The organism is uncultured Desulfovibrio sp. (assembly GCF_910584445.1).
GTDB lineage: Bacteria > Desulfobacterota > Desulfovibrionia > Desulfovibrionales > Desulfovibrionaceae > Desulfovibrio.
The window spans coordinates 53,230-74,097 of the sequence record NZ_CAJUBO010000009.1 but is presented as its reverse complement, the minus strand read 5'-3'; the positions used below and the strand labels follow the sequence as shown (position 1 = coordinate 74,097).

General features: G+C 65.3%; 18 protein-coding genes and 1 pseudogene. 12 read left to right on the top strand and 7 right to left on the bottom strand.

Annotation, left to right across the window (positions count from 1 at the left end):
* Positions 1 to 43: 43 nt before the first annotated feature.
* Positions 44 to 442 (bottom strand): SxtJ family membrane protein, encoded by a 399-nt coding sequence (locus QZ294_RS05865; RefSeq protein ID WP_297047897.1) that lies wholly within the window; start codon positions 440 to 442, stop codon positions 44 to 46.
* Between the two features lie 400 nt (positions 443 to 842).
* On the opposite strand from QZ294_RS05865, the gene QZ294_RS05860 reads away from it, so the two are divergent.
* The 9 genes from QZ294_RS05860 to QZ294_RS05820 all read left to right on the top strand — a co-directional run bounded on the left by QZ294_RS05860 (position 843) and on the right by QZ294_RS05820 (position 9,763).
* On the top strand, positions 843 to 4,670 hold the full coding sequence (locus QZ294_RS05860; protein WP_297047895.1) for a proton-conducting transporter membrane subunit: 3,828 nt from the start codon (positions 843 to 845) through the stop codon (positions 4,668 to 4,670).
* The gene (locus QZ294_RS05855; RefSeq protein WP_297047893.1) at positions 4,667 to 5,638 is read left to right on the top strand and encodes a respiratory chain complex I subunit 1 family protein; all 972 of its coding nucleotides are present in this window, start codon (positions 4,667 to 4,669) and stop codon (positions 5,636 to 5,638) included. The genes QZ294_RS05860 and QZ294_RS05855 overlap by 4 nt, the downstream gene beginning before the upstream one ends.
* A gap of 10 nt (positions 5,639 to 5,648) precedes the next feature.
* A complete protein-coding gene (locus QZ294_RS05850) occupies positions 5,649 to 6,098 on the top strand; it encodes an NADH-quinone oxidoreductase subunit NuoB (protein WP_297047891.1) in 450 nt (149 codons plus the stop codon).
* Positions 6,095 to 6,334, top strand: coding sequence for a hypothetical protein (locus QZ294_RS05845; RefSeq protein WP_297047889.1), 240 nt, complete (start codon positions 6,095 to 6,097; stop codon positions 6,332 to 6,334). The genes QZ294_RS05850 and QZ294_RS05845 overlap by 4 nt, the downstream gene beginning before the upstream one ends.
* 3 nt (positions 6,335 to 6,337) lie before the next feature.
* Complete coding sequence (locus tag QZ294_RS05840; protein ID WP_297047887.1) at positions 6,338 to 7,009, top strand: 4Fe-4S binding protein; 672 nt, start codon at positions 6,338 to 6,340, stop codon at positions 7,007 to 7,009.
* A gap of 93 nt (positions 7,010 to 7,102) precedes the next feature.
* Complete coding sequence (locus tag QZ294_RS05835) at positions 7,103 to 7,639, top strand: NADH-quinone oxidoreductase subunit C (RefSeq protein WP_297047885.1); 537 nt, start codon at positions 7,103 to 7,105, stop codon at positions 7,637 to 7,639.
* Complete coding sequence (locus QZ294_RS05830) at positions 7,636 to 8,721, top strand: nickel-dependent hydrogenase large subunit (protein ID WP_297047884.1); 1,086 nt, start codon at positions 7,636 to 7,638, stop codon at positions 8,719 to 8,721. Before QZ294_RS05835 ends, QZ294_RS05830 begins: the two co-directional genes overlap by 4 nt.
* Before the next feature lie 72 nt (positions 8,722 to 8,793).
* Positions 8,794 to 9,177: a hydrogenase maturation nickel metallochaperone HypA gene (locus tag QZ294_RS05825; protein ID WP_297047882.1), complete on the top strand. Its 384-nt coding sequence runs from the start codon at positions 8,794 to 8,796 to the stop codon at positions 9,175 to 9,177.
* Positions 9,170 to 9,763, top strand: coding sequence for a 4Fe-4S dicluster domain-containing protein (locus QZ294_RS05820; protein ID WP_297047880.1), 594 nt, complete (start codon positions 9,170 to 9,172; stop codon positions 9,761 to 9,763). Before QZ294_RS05825 ends, QZ294_RS05820 begins: the two co-directional genes overlap by 8 nt.
* 143 nt (positions 9,764 to 9,906) lie before the next feature.
* Here the strand turns inward: QZ294_RS05820 and QZ294_RS05815 are convergent, their stop codons facing one another.
* The 5 genes and pseudogenes from QZ294_RS05815 to QZ294_RS05795 all read right to left on the bottom strand — a co-directional run bounded on the left by QZ294_RS05815 (position 9,907) and on the right by QZ294_RS05795 (position 14,740).
* Positions 9,907 to 10,356: a pyridoxamine 5'-phosphate oxidase family protein gene (locus tag QZ294_RS05815; protein ID WP_297047878.1), complete on the bottom strand. Its 450-nt coding sequence runs from the start codon at positions 10,354 to 10,356 to the stop codon at positions 9,907 to 9,909.
* Between the two features lie 93 nt (positions 10,357 to 10,449).
* Positions 10,450 to 12,052: pseudogene (gene hcp, locus QZ294_RS05810) on the bottom strand (hydroxylamine reductase).
* A 173-nt stretch (positions 12,053 to 12,225) separates the two neighbouring features.
* Complete coding sequence (locus QZ294_RS05805) at positions 12,226 to 13,134, bottom strand: amino acid ABC transporter permease (RefSeq protein ID WP_297047876.1); 909 nt, start codon at positions 13,132 to 13,134, stop codon at positions 12,226 to 12,228.
* Positions 13,135 to 13,191: 57 nt separating this feature from the next.
* Complete coding sequence (locus QZ294_RS05800) at positions 13,192 to 13,944, bottom strand: basic amino acid ABC transporter substrate-binding protein (RefSeq protein WP_297047874.1); 753 nt, start codon at positions 13,942 to 13,944, stop codon at positions 13,192 to 13,194.
* Between the two features lie 88 nt (positions 13,945 to 14,032).
* Positions 14,033 to 14,740, bottom strand: coding sequence for an NYN domain-containing protein (locus tag QZ294_RS05795; RefSeq protein WP_297047872.1), 708 nt, complete (start codon positions 14,738 to 14,740; stop codon positions 14,033 to 14,035).
* Between the two features lie 238 nt (positions 14,741 to 14,978).
* Between QZ294_RS05795 and QZ294_RS05790 the strand changes: the two genes are divergently transcribed.
* Positions 14,979 to 16,346 carry an O-antigen ligase gene (locus QZ294_RS05790; RefSeq protein WP_297047869.1) on the top strand — a complete coding sequence of 456 codons (1,368 nt, stop codon included), beginning with the start codon at positions 14,979 to 14,981 and terminating at the stop codon, positions 16,344 to 16,346.
* Between the two features lie 438 nt (positions 16,347 to 16,784).
* Here QZ294_RS05790 and thyX read toward each other — a convergent pair whose 3' ends face one another.
* The gene (gene thyX, locus QZ294_RS05785; protein WP_297047867.1) at positions 16,785 to 17,648 is read right to left on the bottom strand and encodes an FAD-dependent thymidylate synthase; all 864 of its coding nucleotides are present in this window, start codon (positions 17,646 to 17,648) and stop codon (positions 16,785 to 16,787) included.
* 200 nt (positions 17,649 to 17,848) lie between these two features.
* On the opposite strand from thyX, the gene trpB reads away from it, so the two are divergent.
* A complete protein-coding gene (gene trpB / locus QZ294_RS05780) occupies positions 17,849 to 19,081 on the top strand; it encodes a tryptophan synthase subunit beta (protein ID WP_297047865.1) in 1,233 nt (410 codons plus the stop codon).
* Between the two features lie 220 nt (positions 19,082 to 19,301).
* Positions 19,302 to 20,858, top strand: coding sequence for an outer membrane homotrimeric porin (locus QZ294_RS05775; RefSeq protein ID WP_297047863.1), 1,557 nt, complete (start codon positions 19,302 to 19,304; stop codon positions 20,856 to 20,858).
* The last annotated feature ends 10 nt before the right edge of the window (positions 20,859 to 20,868 follow it).

Sequence of the window (20,868 nt, the reverse complement as noted above, 5' to 3'; positions counted from 1 at the left end):
CCTCACTGCGCCCGGCAACGGCTCCGGGCGTCGATCCTTGATTTTAATATGGATGCCGAAAATCTTCGGGACAAAACACATGCTCCCGCCGGAGAAAGCAGGAACCCGTCCCGCGCTTCCAGAGCGCAAGCTTCAGGTCATCCTTGCCGAGCAGGCGGCGGATCAGCGCCACCGGCAGGAGGACCGCCACATAGACGACCGTGAGCACCAGGCGGGACGTCACCGCGCCGAGAGCGCGCGCAAGCCCGAACCAGAGCCACGCCGCCGGACGCAGCGCCGCCGGAACGGTCATGCCCAGCAAGAGCATGCCCATCGCCCCCCAGATGAGGGGCGTCCACCGGAAGAATATCCAGAAAAGCAGCAGCAGGAAGGTCAGGGCGAGGCATGTGTCCCGCTCCTGCAGGGGACTCGCGCAACGCGCGGAGCGGCTTTCTCTTGCCATGGCATTCCCTGCGACGATGCGCGAGTAGAGACAAACAAGGGCGCTTTGCCGCATGCGCGGCGCCAGCCCCCGCAACGGCCGGAAACCGGGCCGGTCGGGCATCCGCCCCCGGGACGCGGCGTTGCCGATGCGGACAACGGCATATTTTCGCATACCCGGGGAAAGATGGCAAGGCAACGCCCCATGGCCGGCCGCTGCCGGAACGGGCGGCTGAAAATACTTTTTTTCACATCGGAAAAAATTTTTTTCTCCCTTGTGTTGATAGCCCGAATAGGCTAAGGTCCAACATATTCGAATTTTTCAGTCGACTCCGTGCGGCACGGAAATGGCCTGCCAAGGCCCGTCCCCCCACCGCCGGACGCGGGGCCGTGGCTGGAAATCCTAGCCAAACGGGGCATCTATGACAGCAGCATTGTTTACCTCAAGCGGTTCCTGGCTGCCGCTGGTCCTCGGCTCACTCCTCCTGCTTTGCGCCACCGCCAAGGCCGTGCAGCAGCGCAACGATCCCCGCAGGCTTGTGCTGTGGGGCGCCCTGCACGACCTCGGCGTCATCTGCATGGCGTTTTGCGCCCAGGCGGAGATCGGGCTTGCCGGCATCTGGCTCTTCGCCATTTTCCAGATCGCCGCGCGCGCCCTTGCCTGGTGCGCTCTGGCGAGGCTCTCGACAGCCGAGGTTCCCGCGTCCGGCGCGTGCGCGGGGGGCGCCTGCCTCCTGCGCGGGTTCGCCGCCGGTCCCACGCTGGAAGCCCTTGAAGGCGCGGGCAGGCAACGGCCGTGGGCCGGCGCGCTCTTTGCCCTGGGCCTTCTGGCCGCCGTCGGGGGCAGCCCCTTTCTCCTGCCGGAGGCGCGCGCCCTCATCACCCTCGGCCTGCTGGAGGCCCTGCCCAACGGCGGCTTTTTCTGCCTCATGCTCATGGCGGCGGCCACAACGGTCTTCATCTGGCTGTATGTGGATGCCGTGCGCCGCATCTGCCTGGAACGGCCGCGTGACGGCGCCGCCGGCGGGGCGGAGGCCTCCGGCCGGCGCTGCCCGCTCTTCAGCGCCGATTCCGGCCTGACGCCCCTGCTCTTCCTGCTGGGGCTTGCCGTGGCCCTGCTCGGCCTGTTCCGCGGCCCGTTCACGGATGCCGTGGGCGGGGCTTTCGGCATCGCGGCGCCGCACAGCCTCGTGCATCCGGCCTTCTGGTGGCTCTATGCGGGCGCGTTCGTCACCGGGGCGGCATTCCTGCTGCGCGTCAAGGCGGCGCCGTATATCGGCACGCTGTTTTTCGCCTGCGCCCTCGCGGCGGTCTGCGTCATCGAGGCGACGCCGCTGGCGCGGTTCTTCCTTGTCATCATCACCCTCATCGGCCTCGTGGTGGCGGTCTATTCGCTGAACTACATCCATGACGGCCGCAAGGGCTGGTACTGGTTCTTCCTGCTCCTGACCTTCGCCTCGCTGGCGGGCATCGTTTCCGCCTCGAACACGCTGGGCATGTACGGCTACTGGGAGCTTATGACCTTCGCCTCCTACTTCCTCGTGGTCCACGAGGAACGCCAGGCCGCCTTTGACGCGGGCCTCAAGTACTATGTGATGTGCGCGGGCGGCGCGCTCTTCATGCTGCCCGGACTCATCCTGCTCGACGCCTTCGCCGTTGCGCCGGGCGCGGCCCTCCAGCTCCCCTTCTGGCTCCAGGCGGGGCTTATCCTCTGTCTCGCCGGGTTCGGCGTCAAGGCGGGCCTGGTGCCGCTCCACTCCTGGCTGCCCGATGCCCATCCGGCGGCGCCCTCCTCGGTGTCCGCGCCCCTTTCCGGCGTCATCACCAAGATGGGCATCTTCGGCATCCTGAGCGTCGTCATCATTGGCGCCGGCCAGGCCGAAGGCGAGCTGCCCGGCATGTTCGGCCTCTCCTGGTTCGGCACCTGGCTTTGCGGCATGGGCGCGGCCACGCTCATCTACGGCGAGATCATGGCCCTCTGCCAGAGCGACATCAAGCGCATGCTCGCCTACTCCACCATGGGGCAGCTCGGCGAGATCGCCTTGGTGCTCGGCCTGGGGACCTGGCTCGCCACGACGGGCGCGCTCTGGCATGTCTTCACCCACGCGGTGATGAAAGACCTGCTCTTCCTCGGCGCGGGCGCGCTCATCATGCGCGCCGGCAGCCGCAACCTCGCGGACCTGCGCGGCCTCGGCCACCAGATGCCCTGGACGGTGGCCTGCATGTGCGTGGGACTCATCAGCATCATGGGCCTGCCGCCCTTCGGCGCCTTTTACAGCAAGTTCCTCATGATCCAGGCCGCCACCAGCGCCGGGCACCTCTGGGTGGCCGTGCTCCTGCTGGCGGGCGCGCTGGTGGGCGCCGTCTACTACGCGCGCATCCTCAAAACGCTGGTCTTTGAACAGCGTCCGGCGGACCTTCCCGCCGTGGAGGAGGCGCCGCTGGGCATGCGCCTCGCCATGCTTGCCCTGGCTGTCCTGAGCCTGCTCTTCGGCCTTGCGCCCCAACTGCTCATGCCCCTGGTGCTGCCCGTGGCCTCCCTCGCCTATACGGCCCCGGAGCAGGCTCCGGCCATCCTTGAGGCCATGAGCGTCAACTGGCCCATCTACGTCATCTTCCCGGTCTTCGGCGCCGTGCTGCCCGCCCTTTTCTGCGGACGGCCGCGCATGGCCGGCTGGATGAGCGTGGGCGTCCTGCTGCTCACGGCGCTGCTCGTCGTCCTCTTCGGGCGCGGGCTGGACACGCTCTCCTTCTGCTTCGCCCTGCTGGTGCCGCTGGTGGGCGCGGTGAACATGGCCTATGCCGTGGGCTATATGTCGCACAGCCATTCCCAGTGGCGCTTCTACTGCGCGTTCACCTGCATGTGCGGCGGCCTGGTGGGCATGGCGGCGAGCCAGTATCTGCTGAGCTTCTTCCTGTTCTGGGAAATCATGAGTTCCTGGACGCTCTATCTCGCCATTGCCCATGAAGGCGACAGGGCCTCCCTGCGGGAAGCGTTCAAGTATTTCCTCTTCAACCTCTTCGGCGCGGGCTTCCTCTTTGTGGGGCTGGCCGTGCTTGGTCCCTTCACGCCGTTCAACACGAGCCTGCTCTCGGGCATCCTCATGGGCGCGAACCCCTGGGCCGCATGGCTCGGCATGGCGCTCCTGGCTGTGGGCTTCGTGCTCAAGGCGGCGCAACTGCCCTTCCGCATCGACTGGCAGATGCACCCGGCGCTGGCTCCCACGCCCGTTTCCGGCTACATCTCGTCCGTCCTCCTGAAGAGCGCCATCGTCGGTCTCATCAAGCTCTTCATGCTCCTTGGCGGCGGCTTCGCCCTGGCGGGCCTTGTCGGCGGCTTCGGGCAGGGGGTCATCACCACCGCGGTCATGTGGATCGGCGGCATCACCATCATCATGGCCGCCATCCAGGCGTTGCGCGCCAACGGACTCAAGCTCGTCTTCATCTATTCCACGGTGAGCCAGCTCGGCTACATGGTGCTTGCCGTGGCGGCGGGCGGCGCGCTCGGCTACGCGGGCGGCATGCTCCACCTCATCAACCATGTCTTCTTCAAGGACCTGCTCTTCCTCATCTGCGGCGCGGTCATGTTCGCCACGCACAGGGAGACGCTCGACGACCTCGGCGGCATCGGCCGCAAGATGCCCTTCACGCTCTGCATGTTCGCCATTGCCGGTCTTTCGCTGGTAGGCGTGCCGCCCACGAGCGGCTTCTCCTCCAAGTGGATCATCTACCATGCGCTCATGCAGGCGGACCAGCCGTTCCTGGCCCTGCTCTCTCTGGTGGGCAGCGTCATCACGCTGGCCTATGTCGCCAAGTTCATGCACGCGGCCTTCCTCGGGCAGCCGGGGCAGCATCTGGATGAGGTCAGGGAGGCCCCGCTGGTCATGCGCGTGCCCATGGGCATCCTTGCCGCGGGCTGCGTGCTCACGGGCGTCTTCCCGGGCCTCGCCCTTGGTCCCATCAACACCATCCTCGCCCAGTACGGCGCCTCTCCGCTGGATGTGGGCATCTCGGGCGTGCTGTCCGGACCCGGCACCTGGAATGCCACGGGCATCTTCGTCATGATGGCGCTGGCCTTTTTCGGCGGCGCCTGGTTCGTGCGCCGGTTCACGCGCCTGCGTGAGATCGACGTCCACACCTGCGGCCTGCCGGTCGAAACGGCTGCCAGCCGCATGACGCCGTCCAGCATCTACGGCGACCTCGTGCGCCTGCTCGGCGGCGACAGCGCCCCCAAGGAGAACCGCTCATGAGCGACACCCTGCTTGCCATCCTGCACATGTGCATCTTTCCCGGCGGGGCCTTCGCCCTGATCGTGGGCTTCTTCTTCAAGGCTCTGGACCGGCGCGTGGAAGCGCGCCTCCAGCGCCGCGTGGGTCCGCCGCTCATCCAGCCCTGGCTGGACACGGCCAAACTCCTCACCAAGGAAACGCTCATCCCGAAAACGGCGGTGCGCTCCGCCTTCCTGCTGGCGCCGGTTTTCGGCTTCACGGGCATGGCGGTCTGCGCGGCCTTCATCCCGATTTCCGGGGTCTTTGACGGGCTTTTCAATATGGGCGACCTGCTCGTCATCTTCTACCTGCTGCCCATTCCGGCCATGGCGCTCATGCTGGGCGGCTCCGCCTCCAGCTCGCCGTTCGGCGCCATGGGCTTCTCGCGCGAGATGCTGCTCATGCTCGCCTATGAGACGCCCCTGCTCATGATCCTCCTCTCGGTAGCCATGCTGGTGGGCAAGGCCATGAGCGGCGGCGACTGGGGCGCGGAATTCTCCCTGCTCAAGATCGTGGCCTGGCAGCAGCAGAACGGCTCGCTGGGACTCAACCCGGCAATGATCCCGGCCCTGCTCGCCTACCTCATCTTCCTGCCCGGCACCATGGGCGCGGCGCCCTTCGATATTCCTGAAGCGGAGACCGAGATCCTCGAAGGTCCGCTGCTCGAGTACGGCGGCCCGCTGCTCGCGCTCTTCCAGGTGACGAGCGCGCTCAAGACCTTCGTGGTGCTTGGCCTGGGCGTGGCGCTCTTCTTCCCGGGGACTATTTGCGAATGGTGGCCGGTCAACCTGGTCTGGTTCGTGCTCAAGTGCCTGGCGCTCATGCTCATCTCGCTCACCATTGTCAAGTCGGCCACGGGACGTTACCGCATTGAGCAGGCGTTCCGCTTCTATGTGACGGTGCCCACCGCGCTCGCGCTGTGCAGTCTCATTCTTGTCTGGGTGATGTAAGGAGGCAGCCGTGGCTCTGGACAATCTGCTGAAAAAACTTTCCGTTCGCTCGCCGTGGCTCTTCCGCATCAATGCGGGTTCCTGCAACGGCTGCGATGTGGAACTCGCCACCACGGCCTGCATCCCGCGCTACGATGTGGAGCGCCTCGGCTGCCGGTACTGCGGCAGCCCGCGCCATGCGGACATCGTGCTCATCACCGGGCCGCTGACGACACGCGTCAAGGACCGGGTGCTCAAGGTCTGGGACGAGATCCCGGAACCCAAGGTAACGGTGGCTGTGGGCATTTGCCCCATCTCGTGCGGGGTCTTCCGGGGGGGCTATTCCATCGAGGGTCCCATTGACCGCTATCTTCCGGTGGACGTCAATGTTCCCGGCTGCCCTCCGCGCCCCCAGTCCATCCTTGAGGGCGTGGTCCAGGCACGGGACATCTGGCTGAAAAAACTGGGCATCGAGGGATGAAGGCATCCGGCGGCAGCCTGATGCGGCGTTGCGCGGCGCGTCTGCGGACGGTCCTGCGCGACGACGGCGAGCGTTGCCGCCAGTGTGGCGTCTGCCACAATGTCTGCGGACTCATGGGGCGCAAGCCCGGCTGGCTGCACCGTGCCGCGGGCACATCCGCGGCCGTGGACGCGGCGAAACGTTCCGGCGCCCCTGCGGCCCCCCACTCCATTGACGCCAAGGCTCAGGAGGACTGATACATGGCGGGCTTTCTGAAAGTTCTGTTCCGCAATCTGCTTGAAGGGCCGAGCACCGATCCGTTCCCGCTGGGTCCCACCTTCACGCCCGAGCGCCTGCGCGGCAAGGCGGTCATCGATCCCGAACTGTGCGTGGGTTGCGGCGTCTGCCGCCATGTATGCACGGCGGGCGCCATCGACATTTCGCCCAAGCCGGACAAGAGCGGCTATACCATCACCATCTGGCGCGATTCGTGCTGCCTGTGCGCGGCCTGCCGCCACTACTGCCCCACCGGGGCCATGAGCATCAGCAACGACTGGCATCTTGCCCATCCTGAATCGGAAAAGTATGAGCTGCTCGAGCAGCACACCATCGACTATGAGCCGTGCGCCCACTGCGGCACGCTCATCCGGCCCATCCCGGCCAGGCTGGCGGAACGGATCTACGCGCACAACGCGGAGATCTCCGCCGAGGAGATCCGGCATCTCTGCCCCAAGTGCCGCCAGCTCGAGGACGCCAAGCGCATCGAGCAGGTCTTTCCCGCCGTGGAGGATGCGGAAACCAGGGCCGCCGCTGCCATGCCCGAACCGCCCGCCCCGGCCGAGGGGGATGTGACAGGACTCAGCGAAGCGCCTTCCACCCAGATGAACCTGCCCGCCGAGGAACCGGCACAAGGAAACGGAGAAGCGCGCTAGGCGCGCGGAAAGTTGCCGCGTCAGGGCGGACAAGCGCTGAAAACGACATATATTATTCCTACGGTAGTGATAACCTTCAGGACAGGACACCCCATGCACGACATCATTCGCGGCAATACAACGGTCATCGAGGGCATCGAGCCTCTGTGCGCCCATGGCGGCAGCGTGCGCCACACGAGCGACAGCTTCGGCAATGCGTACCACTGGTTCCAGCTCGACACGCCGCACCAGCTCCTTCAGGCGGCAGAGATACTGCACTCCCAGGGCGCCCGCCTTGCCATGATCTCGGCCTATAACCGCCATGCGGAAGGCGAACGCATGCAGGCGCTCTGCTACCACTTCGTTCTTGAGGGCATCGGGTACAACCTCACGGTGCTTCTGGACGCGGAGTGGCCCGAAGTGCCCTCCATCACCCCGCTCTTCGCCAATGCCGACTGGCACGAGCGGGAAATGATGGAACTCTATGGCATCAGGATCATCAACCATCCCAATCCCCGCCGCCTCTTCCTGGACGAGGAGCTGGACAAGGGCCTCCTCGGCGAGATGGTGCCGCTCTCCATCATGATGAACGGCGCAAGCTCCACGGACCTTTGGGAGCGCATCCTCCAGAGCAAGGAGTCTCGGTCATGAGCAAAAACACCTTTACCATGCCCCTCGGACCCGTCCATGTGGCGCTGGAGGAACCCGTCTATTTCCGCCTTGAGGTGGAAGGCGAGACCATCCGCAGCGTCAACCTCACCTCCGGCCATGTGCATCGCGGCATGGAGGCCATGGCCCAGCAGCGCAACCTCATCAAGAATGTCACGCTCACCGAGCGCGTGTGCTCCCTCTGCTCCAACAGCCATTCCTTCACCTACTGCATGGCTGTGGAAAACGCGCTGGGCATGAGCATTCCGCCCCGCGCGCGCTATCTGCGCGTGCTTGCGGAAGAGATCAAGCGCGTTGCCTCGCACCTTTTCAATACCGCCATCCAGGCGCATATCATCGGCTTCAAGTCGCTCTTCATGCACGTCATGGAAGTGCGCGAGATGATTCAGGATGTCAAGGAAACGGTTTACGGCAACCGCATGAACCTGGCGTCCAACAGCCTGGGCGGCGTCAAGTGCGATGTGGATCCCAAACTGCTGGAATACATCCGCGCGCAGATCGACAAGATGGAACCGCAGATCGAGGAGATCCGCGACATCTACAGGACGAACCTCAATGTGGTGACGCGCACCAAGGGCATCGGGCTGCTCCCCAGGGAAGACGCCATCCGCCTTGGCGTGGTCGGCCCTGTGGCGCGCGGCTCAGGCGTCATGAACGATGTCCGCAAGGAATCGCCCTACGCGGCCTATCCCGAACTGGAATTCAACGCCATCGTCAAGGACGGCTGCTGCGTGCACACGCGCACGCAGGTGCGGCTGGACGAGATCTTTGAATCGTTCAAGCTCATCCGCCAGTGTTGCGAACGGATGCCCGAAGGACCCATCGCCTGCGCCATGAATCCCATTCCGGTCACGCAGGCGACGGCCCGCAGCGAAGCGCCGCGCGGCGAGGTGTTCTACTACATCCGCACCAACGGTACGGAAACGCCGGAACGCCTCAAGTGGCGCGTGCCCTCCTATATGAACTGGGAGTCGCTGGGCGTCATGATGCGCGATTGCGCCGTGGCGGATGTCGCCCTGATCACCAACAGCATCGACCCCTGCGTGTCCTGCACGGAGCGCTGAGTCCGATGCGGGGCCTGACGCGTCCTCCCGTGGCCGCGCGGACCGGCGTTCAGGCCGGGAAACGGGTCTCCCGTGCATGAGGCGAGTCTGGTCCAGGGGCTGCTGGATTTGGCCCTGAAGTCCGTTCACGAGCACAATGACGCGCATCCTGAACGGCGCATCGCCCGGATCGAGGAACTTGTCTGCGAGATGGGACTCATCGCCTGTGTGGAGGAACGGACGCTCCAGGCCTGTTTTGAACTTTTCGCCGAAGGCACGGAAGCCGAGGGCGCCACGCTGACCCTCAACACCGCGCCTCTGGCCTGCCGCTGTGAGGACTGCGGCCAGAGCTTTGAACTGCGGCACCGTCACTTCGTCTGCCCCCAGTGCGGCAGCGAAAACATCCATTTCAGCGGCGGGCACGGGCTGACACTCCAGTCCCTGCGCGTCGATACCGAGGAAGCGCACCATGATTGAACACATCCGCGTCACTCCCGACAAATGCCGCGCCTGCCGCCGCTGCGAGGTGGCCTGCATCGCCGCCCACCACAATATGAGCTTCAAGGAAGCCATGAAGCACCGCGATGTCCTGGTCGCCCGCGTCCAGGTGGTCAAGGCGGAAGGACTCAAGACAACGGTGCGCTGCCACCAGTGCCAGCCGGCGCCGTGCTGCAATGTCTGCCCCACCGGCGCGCTCCAGCAGGAGGAGGACGGCCGCATCCGCTTCTCCGAGGAACTGTGCATCGCCTGCAAGATGTGCATCTCCGCCTGCCCGTACGGCACCATTTCCCTGGACGCGGCCGCGCATGAGCTGCCCGCCGCGGAAGGCGAAGAGGCCCCGGCCCTGGTGGCTCCGGGGCGTCAGGTGGCGGTGCGCTGCGATATGTGCCACGCCTGGCGCATGGAGAACGGCAAGAAGATCACCGCCTGCATGGAGGCCTGCCCGGTGCGCGCCCTGTCCATGGTGCAGCCTGACGGCAGCATCGTGGAGCCGCCCCTGCCGGAGAAGAAGGCCGTCGAGAAAAAGGACGCCCCCGCAGCGGCGCCCGCGCCGCAGGCCTGATCGCACCGGGCAGGGGAGCGGCATCCCCCACCCCGCAAAAACTTCACGGGCGCCGTTGTTCCGAACGGCGCCCGTATTTTTTCACGCTCCGGCGGTCTTTCCGCCGTCGGGCGACGGCATGCGGCCGCCGCCGTCTCCGGGTGTCAGCCGGCCACGGCCTGCTTGCCCGTCAGCGTCCGGATATCGATGCGGAGGATCGTCACGCGGCGCGCCGTGGCCTCCGGCGTGGGCCGGGGACAGCGCGCATAGCGTTCGCCGATGCAGTCCAGCGCGTGGCGCTTTTCTTCCATGGCATCGACGATGCGGGCACGCCCCGTGCCGCAGAGCGATCTGTAGTATGTGGAGGAATGCGCGCGGTCGATGACGACATCCACGGCGCAACTGAAGGCCACGCGGTCATCGCGCCGCACGCAGTCGAGCTTGAGCCCTTCGGGCGCGCAATGGATATAGATATGCTCCCCCTCGCGCGCGAAGTTCACCGGCAGGCAATAGGGAGCCTCTCCAGTGTTGAAGGCCAGAAACAGCACCTCCGCCGCGCTGAAGACTTCGTCAAAAAATCCGGCATCTGTCCGTTCCCGATCTTTGCGCCGCATGCGCGCCTCCCGTGGGCGCCCGCGCGCTCGCGCGCGGGGCCGCAGAATGCCGCCCGGAGGCCTTCCGGGCGGCATGTTTTCCTGTTGCGGGTATCAGCCAAGCAGCCGCGCCAGATCTTCCTCCGGCGTGCTGATGAGGCGCAGGCCCCACTGTTCGGCAAGGATCTTGCGGATGGCCGGAGACACAAAGGCCGGCAGGCTCGGGCCGATGAGGATGTTCCGCACGCCCAGGGCCAGCAGGGTCAGCAGGATGGCAACGGCCTTCTGCTCGTACCAGGAGAGCACCAGGGAAAGCGGAAGGTCGTTGACCTCGCACTTGAGCGCCTCGGCCAGCGCCGTGGCGGTCCGCACCGCCGTATAGGCATCGTTGCACTGGCCGCAATCCATGAGGCGCGGCAGATCGCCGAGCATGCCCAGGTCCTTGTCGAAAAAGCGGAACTTGCCGCAGGCAAGCGTGAGGACCACAGTATCCGCGGGCGTTTTTTCCACAAATTCCGTATAGTAGTTACGGCCGGGCTTGGCGCCGTCGCAGCCGCCCACCAGGAAGATGTGGCGCAGCTTGCCCTGGGCGACGGCATCCAGCACCGCGGGCGCGGCGCCGAGCATGGTCTTGCGGCCAAAGCCCGTGAGGATCTTCGCGCCGGGCGCATCCTCCGCGAAGCCGGGCATGGCCCGCGCCTTTTCAATGACCGCCGAGAAGTCGCGGTCCTTGCAATGCGCGCACCCGGGCCAGCCCACGTTGCCCGTGGTAAAGACCTTGTCCCCATAGGCGCGCGGGTTCTGGATGCAGTTGGTGGTGAAAAGCACGGGACCGGGAAAGTCCGGCAGCTCTTTCTGCTGGTTCTGCCAGGCCGTGCCGAAATGCCCGGCCAGATGCGGAAATGCCTTGAGACGGGGATACCCGTGCGCCGGCAGCATCTCGCCATGGGTGTAGATATTGATGCCCGTGCCCTCGGTCTGCCTGAGCAGGGCCTCGAGGTCCAGCAGATCATGCCCGGAAACCAGGATGGCCTTGCTTGCGGTGCCCAAGATCGACCTGCGAGGGGACAGGATCGCCGAAATGGCCGGTATTGCCCGCGTCCAGCAGTTCCATGGCCTTGAGGTTGGCCCGGCCGCATTCGAGCACAAGGTCGAGCCACGCGCCCAGGTCACGCACCTGGCCGTCCCACTGCGTGCCCGCCATCAGCGCCCGGCAGACAAAGGACGAGAGCGCGCTGTCGCGCTGCCCGAGACGCGCGGCGTGATCCTTGTAGGCGCACAGGCCCTTCAGCCCGAAGAGGAGCATCTGCATGGCGGAATCCACATCCGCGTCGCTGCTGAACGCCCCCAGGCCCACCACGGTCTCGGGAAGCCGCGCCCGGTATTCCTCGATGGAGAGCGCCAGGTCTTCGGGCACTTCGCCCAGCTCGGCGGCGAGGGTGCGCGCATGCACGAGGGCCTGCGTCTGCAGGGACTTGATGGCGTCGGGGTCAAAGTTCACATTGGTCAGCGTGGCGAACAGCGCATCGGCGATGAAATCGTCATAGATCTCCGTTTTCATGCCCTGGGAGCGCGCCTGTTCCACGAGGGGGGCGAGCCGCCGCAGCAGATGGATCAGCTGATCCTGAAGCAGGGCCACTTCCGCATTCTTGCCGCACACGCCGGCCACGGTGCAGCCGACGCCCTTGGCGGTCTGTTCACACTGGTCACAAAACATGAGGACTCCTTTTCCTCCCTCCGCCGGCGCGTCCCCAACGCCCCGGCGCCATGGCGGCCCCTCCCTGACCGCCGCATCCATCCTACCATCAATGGCCGCAAAAGCAAAGTCCCCCGCGCCGGGAGACGCGGGGGAGATGCCGGGGCGCCGCGGACCCGATGGCCGCCAGCGGCCTATTTGCCGTCGTAATAGTTGAGCCGCGCCTCCATGTGGCTCACGCACTTGGAGAGCACCAGAGTGATGATGAGATAGATGAGCGCCACCACGGTGTATGTTTCGAAATACAGATAGGTGGTGCCCACAAAGCTCCGGGCGCGCTGCATGATGTCCGGCACCGCCAGGATGGAGACGAGCGACGTGTCCTTGAGCATGGCGATGCATTCGTTGCCGACAGGGGGGAGGATGGTGCGCCACGCCTGGGGCAGCACCACCAGGAACATGGTCTGGAAGCGGTTGAAGCCCAACGAGCGGGCGGCCTCGCTCTGTCCCTTGGGGATAGCCATGATGCCCGCGCGGAAGACCTCGCCCATATAGGCCCCGTAGCAGATGCTGATGGCGGTCACGGCCGAGGCCACGCCGCTCACCTGGAAAAAGCGGGAAAGGGCGTAATAGATGTAGAACAGCTGGACAAGGAGCGGAATGCCGCGGATGACCTCCACATAGGTGGAGGCCACCAGATTGATGAACCGGTTGCGCGAGATGCGCCCGAGACCGGTGAGCAGACCCAGGGGGACGGCAAAGCAGATGGAAAGCACGGTGATCTCAAAGGTGATGAGCACACCGTCAGGCAGATAGAGCAGGATACGCAGGTACGGGTCCGGCCAGAGCAGACAGAGCGAGAAGAGCGCGCAGAGCGCCCCCACCAGGGCGATGGACCACGCATTGACGAGCCGCCGCTCGCTGGGGTTGGGGATGGACGCCCCATCGGTGACAAGGACGATATTGCCCTTGCTGTGGACCTCTTCCCCCACAGAGAGGGGCGTGCGCCTGCGCCGCGCGGGACGGCGGAGGAAGAAGGGAAAGGTTTTCCCCTCTCCCTCGCCGCTGTGGGACCGCACAGTATTCTTGCCGAGATTGTCCATACAGGCTCCTCCGCGGGCAGTCCTGTCCAGGCCCCGTGTGAAAACCGCAGATGAAGGCTACTTGCCGTCGCCCATCCACTTGCTGATGAGTTCGGCTTCCTTGCCGGAATCCTTGACCGCCTTGATGCCCTTGTTCAGCTTGTCCACCAGGTCCTTGCGGCCCTTGCGGACGGTGAAGCCGTAGTATTCCTTGTCGCCGGTCTTGAAGGAGAGGTTGAGCTTGCCGGCGGTGTCGGGCTTCTTGTTCACATAGTACATGGCGACGGGGTCATCGCAGATGACGGCGTCGATGCGGCCGCCCACGAGGTCCTGGATGGCGAGGCCCACGTCGTCATATTCGCGCAGCGTGGCGCCCGTGTCGGCCTTGCGCATGACGAAGATGCCGGTGGTGCCGATCTGGCCGCCCACCTTCTTGCCCTTGAGGTCGGCAAGGCTCTGGATGCTCTTGCCCGCGGGCAGGATGACCGCCTGCTCCACTTCATAATAGGGCACCGTGAAGTCGAACTGCTTCTGGCGCTCGGGCGTGATGGTGGTGGACGAAGCCACGATGTCGTACTTGCCGGTGGCGACGCCGCCGAAGATGCCGTCCCAGGCCACGTTCTGCACGTTCACGTCGATGCCGGCGGCCTTGGCGGCTTCCTTGATATAGTCCACGGAATAGCCGGTGGGCTGCTTCTGGTCGTCAAGCAGCTCCATGGGCGGCCAGGTGCAGTCGCTCGCCACGGTGTATTTTTCGGCGGCCTGCGCGATACCGCCAAGGGCCACGACGGCCAGGGCGAGTACGAACCCGCCACAGAGGGAACGGAACATGAGAGGCCTCCTCGAATGGTTGCGGTGCTCAAAAACCGGCCCGGACAGCCCGTTGCCGGAAAAATCGCCGGGGAACGCCCGCTGCCGGTCATTCGTTGCCGGGGCAGGGGTCCTCCTCCTCGTCATCGCCCTGAGCGAAGGTTGCCGCGCGCTGCGGCGCCGGGGCGAAGCGCGTCGCGTGGCCCGCCACGGAGTCCTCCTCGCCCTCGGGGGCGCGGTCATCGCGCAGGGCCTGCTGGATGAACCAGTCCTCGCGGATGCGCCATGAGGCGGCCGCCGCATAGGCGGGCGAGGAATAGCCCACCGAAAGCACGAGCGTGCGCCGCGCATGCTCCTGAAGGCGGATGAGCAGCGGCGTGAAATCCGCATCGCCGGAAAGGATGATGAACTCGTCGAAATGCGTGGAATGCGAAAGGTCGTCCATGCAGTCCATGACGAGATGGATGTCCGTGCTCGTCTTGCCGCGCGCGGTGAGCGGCGGGCAGTCCACCACCTGGAAGGCGCTGCGGATGAAGGGATTGCGAAATTCCCGGTAGCGCTCGGGATTCAAGTAGCAGGTGCGCTTGAGGATGCGCCGGCGCACGCCGTCCCCGTAGAGGATCCGCAGGGCGTGGTTCTCTATCCAGCGCACCCAGCGGTAGGGCGAAAAGCCAAAGGCGCGGGCCGCGTCGGGGTCGGCCTCGAGGAGACGGGTGTAGATGTTGTCAAAATCGACATAAAGAGCACTGTACACTTCATCAAAACTGGTGAAACGCGCGCCTTCGGCAGTGCGCGCGGACTCGGAAAATCGGGGCATACCTTCCTCTAGGGAAACAGACGGGGTTCATCCATCAGGGGCCATGGCCGGTGCCGCTGGGCGCGGCAGCATCAGTGACGGGGCATGATAGCCCCATAGTTTCCGCAAGACAAGTACGGCCGGCCTTGAAATTTTTCTTTCCCGCGTCTATATTCTTTCCCCTATTCATCGCCTATCCCCGGAGCGGCAGCGCGCCGACACCGGAAGAAGCACGGTCGGGCAGCAGGGAGAGAATGCCATGAACCGCCATCTTGCCGCCGCAGGCGCCCGCATCCGCGCCTTTTTGTGCGGCTGCCGCGCGGCGCGCGCCGAACGGCCCGCGGAGTTCTGGCATACCTGCCTGTTCGGCGCGTTCTGGCTCTCGCTGGCGAGCTTTCCCATAGGCTATGGCATGCGCGAGGTCATGCCCGTCATCTGCCTCATTTTTCTTGCGCTCTACTATCGCCATGCCTGGCGCGAGAGCGTCCTCGCCCGCCTGCGGGTCAAATGGCTTTTCGGCTGCGCCGGACTCATGATCGCCATCGGCATCCTCTGTTCCTCCTCCCCGCTCGATTCCCTGCTCCATGCCGGGACAGGCATCAACAAGGGATTCATCCTGCCATTCATCGGCATGGAATGCGTCCGCGACGGGCGCGACCTGCGCCGCCTCGTGTGGGCGTGCGTCACGGCCTGCTTCTGGGAAGGGATCGACGGCATCTGGCAGGCCGCCACAGGCAGGGATTTCATCATGGGCTACGCGCCCAACGCCGGCCGGCTCACGGGAAGCCTCGGCGATTATACCGTGGGCAACTATATTGCCCTGGCGCTCATCCCCGCCTTCGGCGTCTGGTTCATCCTGCGGCGGAAACTGCGCGTCCCGGAGGCGCTGGCGGCGTTCTGCCTTCTGCTCGGCCCGGCGTTCTTCCTGTTCCAGGGGGCTTCCAGCCGCAGCGGGGCGCTCGCCATCGCGGGGTCGCTCGGCCTCTGGGTCCTGCTGCGCTGCCGCCGCTGGCAGTGGCGCACCCTGCTCTGGCCGGTCCTCGTTCTGGGCGCGTTTTCCCTGTTCCAGCCCATGCGGCTGGCCCCGGAAAGCATCGCCGGCGACAACCGGTGGGATCTCTGGCGGCTCGGCTGGCGCGTCTTTCTCGAACATCCGTGGTTCGGCGCGGGCGCGGGGCAGTACAATGCCGCCTTCCGCGCGCTGGGGCTGGCCCCGCAGGAGGAAGTCATCACCATCAGCCACCCGCACAATGTCTTCCTCGACCTGCTCTATGCCCACGGCATCGTGGGCTTCAGCCTTGGCATGCTCTTTCTCTTCGGCTTCCTCTGGTGGGGGTGGCGCCGCATCCGGCCCCGCCTGATGCGGGAATGCGCCACGGAAGGCAACGGCGGGAGCATCTACTGGCGGCTCACCGCCTGGTTCTGGCTCGGCTATGCCGGCTGGCTCGTCAACGGCATTTTCGGCCATGATTTCTATCGCATCTGGTGGCTGGCGCTTGCCATGAGCCACCTCGGCATCATGATCGGCGCCGTGGTCAACGGCTGCGCCCGGGAACAGGCGTCCGCGCCCGCACGCGCGGCGGCCGTGCCGGGGGCGCCGCCGGGGCCTGAAGACCGCGGCTTTTGACGGAGAACGGCGGCACCACGCCACCCGCCCCCTCCCGGATCGGAGCGCGGCGATGGGTCTTCTTGGGTCTGGACCTGTTGAGGGGCTGCTGACTTGGAATGGGCAGCTTGTGCAATGCCACAATCATCCGTCAAAAACAGCCCTTTTTGCGCTGGCCTGACGCGTTGCGGACGATGCCCGTACCTCGCTTCGCTCGAACGGGCACGGCGCTTCGCGCCGCCTTCGGTCGCGTCACTGGGCGATTTTTGTCGGTCATGTACCTGAGTACACTCCCTCCAAAAATCACCCATTTCCTTGCCAGCGCAAAAAAATCTTATTTTTTCGGATCCTTGTGGCGACAGCCCCCGCCCTTCGCTCCGCTTCGGGCGGCCAGCGGAAAAATCTCCTTTCCTCGCTGAAAAAACCATAACGGAGTTTAATGAGGTCTGACCCTAGCTCTCAGCGGCGCGTCCCCTCGCCCCAGGACTGCCCCGGCGCCATGCCCCCCGGGCCGTCCGGTCCCTCGGCCAGTTCCGCAGGCTCCGGCATGTGCCGGGCCTTGCGCTGTTCCCGCAGGAGGGCCAGGGCCTCATCTCTGGTGAGTACGCGCCCGCGGCAGGCCGCGTTCTGCAGCGCGTTTTCCGGGCAATAGCCAAGCTGCACGCAGTTGGGACCGGCGCCTTCAAAAAGATCAGGGGCTGCCTGGCGGCAGAGGCGCAGCATCTTCCAGGCCAGGTCGCGGATCTCGGCCTGGGCGTTGCGGCAGCAGCGGATGGAGAACCAGTCCAGCAGGGCATGGGCGTTCATGCCGATGATGGCCTTGAAGGTCGTGGCCTGGGGCTTGAGATAGCGAAGATCTTCCTCGGGCAGCCCCGCGGCGAGTCCCGCCTCATACCACTGGCGCGAAAGCCCGGCGAGGTCGCGGCCGCTGAGCCGCGCGGCCGTCCCGTCCGGCAGGGTCACGTCCGCCGCGAAGTCCGCCACCCGGCGGGGATACGCCACGCTGAAACGGCGCCTGCCCTTGAGTTCCGCCCGGCCGGACTTGATGAGGTAGGAGGCGTGCCGCTTGCGGACAAGCTGGACCTCGGTCACGCGGGAATAGCCCTCCACGCCGAAGAGGAACCAGTCGAACTCCAGCGCGGCGCGGTGCCCCATGCTGAGGATATTGCGCACGATGTCGCGCGAATAGGGCGACGCCGCGATCTCTTCCAGTTCCCGCTCGCTGCGGACGAAGCGGGCCGCAATGTCGGTGAAGATCCTGCCGCCGCCCGCGAGCAGCAGCACCTTGCCGTCGCCGATGTAGCGTTCGTCAAGCATGGTCATGGCCTCCGGTTGGGAACCTCCGCGGGGCGCGGCGGCAAGCGACGCAGCATACCGGCTTTCGCCTCCCGTGTCCATCGGGGAAGCGCTTGACAGCACCCGCGCAAAAGCGACAGAGTGAGCGGGTTTCCCCGCGCGGCGCATGCCGCGCGCCGCAGCGGGAAACACGAGAAAAATGCAGCATATCTTTTAAGGAGAATACCATGCGCGAGAAGCATGACGCCGCCCTCGGGGGCACGCCGGACAGCAGGGGATTTTTCGGCGCCTATGGGGGCCAGTTCGTGCCCGCGCCGCTCAAGGCGCGCCTGGATGAACTGGCGGACGCCTTCGGCGCCGCCCAAAAGGACGACTCTTTCCAGCGCGAGCTGGACAGCCTGTTCACCCACTTCGCGGGGCGCCCAAGCCCGGTCTTCCATTGCGCCAACCTGAGCCGGACCCTGGGGGGCGCCCAGATCTGGCTCAAGCGGGAAGATCTCAACCATCTGGGCGCGCACAAAATCAACAATACCCTGGGCCAGTGCCTGCTGGCAAAGCGCATGGGCAAAAAACGCGTCATCGCCGAGACCGGCGCCGGGCAGCACGGCGTCGCCACCGCGGCCAGCGCCGCCCTCATGGGGCTGGACTGCGCGGTCTATATGGGCGAGGTGGACATGGACCGCCAGCGGCTCAATGTCATCCGCATGGAAATGCTCGGCTCGCGCGTGGTGGCGGCCAGAAGCGGCCAGCGCACCCTCAAGGAGGCCGTGGACGAGGCGCTGGAAGCCTGGATCGCCGACCCGGAGATGTTCTATGTGCTCGGCTCCGCCGTGGGTCCGCATCCCTACCCCTATATGGTGCGCCATTTCCAGAGCGTCATCGGCCGCGAGGCCCGCGCCCAGATGCTCACGGAGCTTGGCCGCCTGCCTGATGCGTGCCTGGCCTGCGTGGGCGGCGGTTCCAACGCCATCGGCATGTTCGCCGGCTTTCTCGATGACGCCGGGGTGCGCCTGGTGGGCGTGGAACCTGGCGGCCGGGGCAACGCCTACGGCGAGCACGCGGCCTCGCTCTGCCTGGGCGAGCCGGGCGTGCTCCACGGCTTCAACTCCTACATGATCAAGAATGCCGAGGGCGGCGCGGGCGACGTTTACTCCATCTCCGCCGGGCTGGACTACCCCTCCGTGGGTCCGGAACACGCCCAGCTCAAGGACGCGGGGCGCGCCGACTATGTGAGCGTCACCGATGAGGAGGCGCTGGAGGCGTTCTTCCTCCTCTCGCGGCACGAGGGCATCCTGCCCGCGCTCGAATCTTCCCACGCCCTGGCCCAGGCCGTGAAGATGGCCCCCGGCATGGGGCGGGACGCGGTGCTGCTCGTCAATCTTTCCGGCCGGGGCGACAAGGATGTGGAACAGGTGGCCGAACTCGTGCGCCAGGGCAAGGCCGGTCCCACGGGGCGATAAAAATTTTTTTCGGCGGGGAAAATCTGTAACCTGCTGATAACGCAGGAAAAGAATTTTCCCCGCGCCGGATGATCCCGCAAGGGTAAAAATTTTTGCACGAAAACGCTTGCATCCCCTCCGGGGATTGCGTATTTTGCCCTCACGGGGAGAAGGGTTCCCCGAGGTTTCAGCAACTTCGTCTTCCCCATTGTGGGGCGGGCAAAACAAGGAAGGTTCAACAATGAAAAAGATCGCGACGCTTCTTTTGGCGGCCGGTCTGGTGTTCGGCGCCGCCACCGGCGCCAGCGCCATCGACTTCAAGGCCAAGGGCCAGTGGATCATGTCGTTCGACTACGGCCAGAATGGCACTTTCCAGGGCAAGTACAAAGGCCACAAGCCCACCGGCTGGAACAACAGCCAGGATGACTTCGAGGCCCGCCAGCGCGTGCGTTTGCAGTTGGACGCCGTGGCTTCCGAGTCCCTCTCCGGCACGGTCTACTTTGAAATCGGCGAAAGCTTCTGGGGCAAAGCCACCGGCACGGGCCGCGGCGCGGCTCTCGGCGCTGACGATAACAGTGTCGTCAAGCTGAAGCAGGCGTATATCGACTGGATGGTGCCCGAGACTGACCTCAAGTTCCGCATGGGCATCCAGAACATCACCACGCCCGCCTACGCCTCCGGCAACTCTGTGCTCAATGACGACGTGGCCGGCATCGTTGCCAACTACCAGATCAACGAGATGGTCGGCGTGACCGCCTTCTGGGCGCGTCCCTACAACGACAACTACGCGGGCACCACGCATAGCGGCCAGAAGAACTGGCGCGCCAACTACATGGACAACATGGACGCCTTTGGCCTGCTCGTGCCGCTGACCTTTGACGGCGTGAAAGTGACCCCCTGGGGCATGTATGCCGCCATCGGTCCCAATACTTTCCGCGATGCCCAAGACAACTGGGCGGGTAACCTCGCCAATATGGGCGCCGGCCGCAACTATGTGAATTCCGGCCTCTTCCCGGCGGGCGGCCCGCGCCACAAGAACTTCAGCGAAGCTGACGGCATCGCCAACCGCAAGCTGACCTCCTATGGCAATGCCTGGTGGGGCGGCCTCTCCGGCGAGCTGACCATGTTCGATCCTTTCCGCCTCGCGTGGGACTTCGAATACGGCTCCGTGACCTGGGATGACGACGGCCGCCTGAACCGCCAGGGCTGGTTCGCCACCCTGCTGGCCGAGTACAAGCTTGACTGGGCCACCCCCGGCCTCTACGGCTGGTACGCCTCCGGCGACGACAACAACCCGTCCAACGGTTCCGAGCGCCTGCCCAGCCTGGACGGCAACAACACCAACAAGTACTCCAACTTCGCCTTTGACGGTGATCCGTACATCGCCCGTGATTCCGTCGTGGGCCACGGCATGGCCGGCACCTGGGGCATCGGCGCGCGCTTGAAGGACATGAGCTTCATCGAAGACCTCAAGCACACCTTCCGCGTTAACTACATCGGCGGCACCAACAGCACCACCATGGCCAAAAAGATGTCCCGTGAGGGTGTCTTCTGGAATTCGGCCGATATGGGTATGGAAGCCCTGTACCTCACCACCGGCGACAGCGCGCTGGAGTTCGGCCTGACCAACACCTACAAGATGTACGAGAACTTCACGGTCACGCTGGAAGCCGACTACGTCGCCCTGTGGCTCGACACCAGCACCTCCGCGTGGGGCGCCCGCCACAAGGAAGGCAAGTCCATCCCGCAGACCAAGGACGCCTGGAACATCAACGCGAGCTTCGTGTATTCCTTCTAGGCATTCGCCT

Coding starts and splice junctions, on each gene's coding strand:
- QZ294_RS05790 (WP_297047869.1), top strand. CDS start 14,979: ATGAACCGCCATCTTGCCGCCGCAGGCGCCCGCATCCGCGCCTTTTTG.
- QZ294_RS05830 (WP_297047884.1), top strand. CDS start 7,636: ATGAGCAAAAACACCTTTACCATGCCCCTCGGACCCGTCCATGTGGCG.
- QZ294_RS05865 (WP_297047897.1), bottom strand. CDS start 442: ATGGCAAGAGAAAGCCGCTCCGCGCGTTGCGCGAGTCCCCTGCAGGAG.
- QZ294_RS05815 (WP_297047878.1), bottom strand. CDS start 10,356: ATGCGGCGCAAAGATCGGGAACGGACAGATGCCGGATTTTTTGACGAA.
- QZ294_RS05820 (WP_297047880.1), top strand. CDS start 9,170: ATGATTGAACACATCCGCGTCACTCCCGACAAATGCCGCGCCTGCCGC.
- thyX (WP_297047867.1), bottom strand. CDS start 17,648: ATGACCATGCTTGACGAACGCTACATCGGCGACGGCAAGGTGCTGCTG.
- QZ294_RS05800 (WP_297047874.1), bottom strand. CDS start 13,944: ATGTTCCGTTCCCTCTGTGGCGGGTTCGTACTCGCCCTGGCCGTCGTG.
- QZ294_RS05805 (WP_297047876.1), bottom strand. CDS start 13,134: ATGGACAATCTCGGCAAGAATACTGTGCGGTCCCACAGCGGCGAGGGA.
- QZ294_RS05840 (WP_297047887.1), top strand. CDS start 6,338: ATGGCGGGCTTTCTGAAAGTTCTGTTCCGCAATCTGCTTGAAGGGCCG.
- QZ294_RS05775 (WP_297047863.1), top strand. CDS start 19,302: ATGAAAAAGATCGCGACGCTTCTTTTGGCGGCCGGTCTGGTGTTCGGC.
- QZ294_RS05860 (WP_297047895.1), top strand. CDS start 843: ATGACAGCAGCATTGTTTACCTCAAGCGGTTCCTGGCTGCCGCTGGTC.
- QZ294_RS05845 (WP_297047889.1), top strand. CDS start 6,095: ATGAAGGCATCCGGCGGCAGCCTGATGCGGCGTTGCGCGGCGCGTCTG.
- trpB (WP_297047865.1), top strand. CDS start 17,849: ATGCGCGAGAAGCATGACGCCGCCCTCGGGGGCACGCCGGACAGCAGG.
- QZ294_RS05795 (WP_297047872.1), bottom strand. CDS start 14,740: ATGCCCCGATTTTCCGAGTCCGCGCGCACTGCCGAAGGCGCGCGTTTC.
- QZ294_RS05855 (WP_297047893.1), top strand. CDS start 4,667: ATGAGCGACACCCTGCTTGCCATCCTGCACATGTGCATCTTTCCCGGC.
- QZ294_RS05835 (WP_297047885.1), top strand. CDS start 7,103: ATGCACGACATCATTCGCGGCAATACAACGGTCATCGAGGGCATCGAG.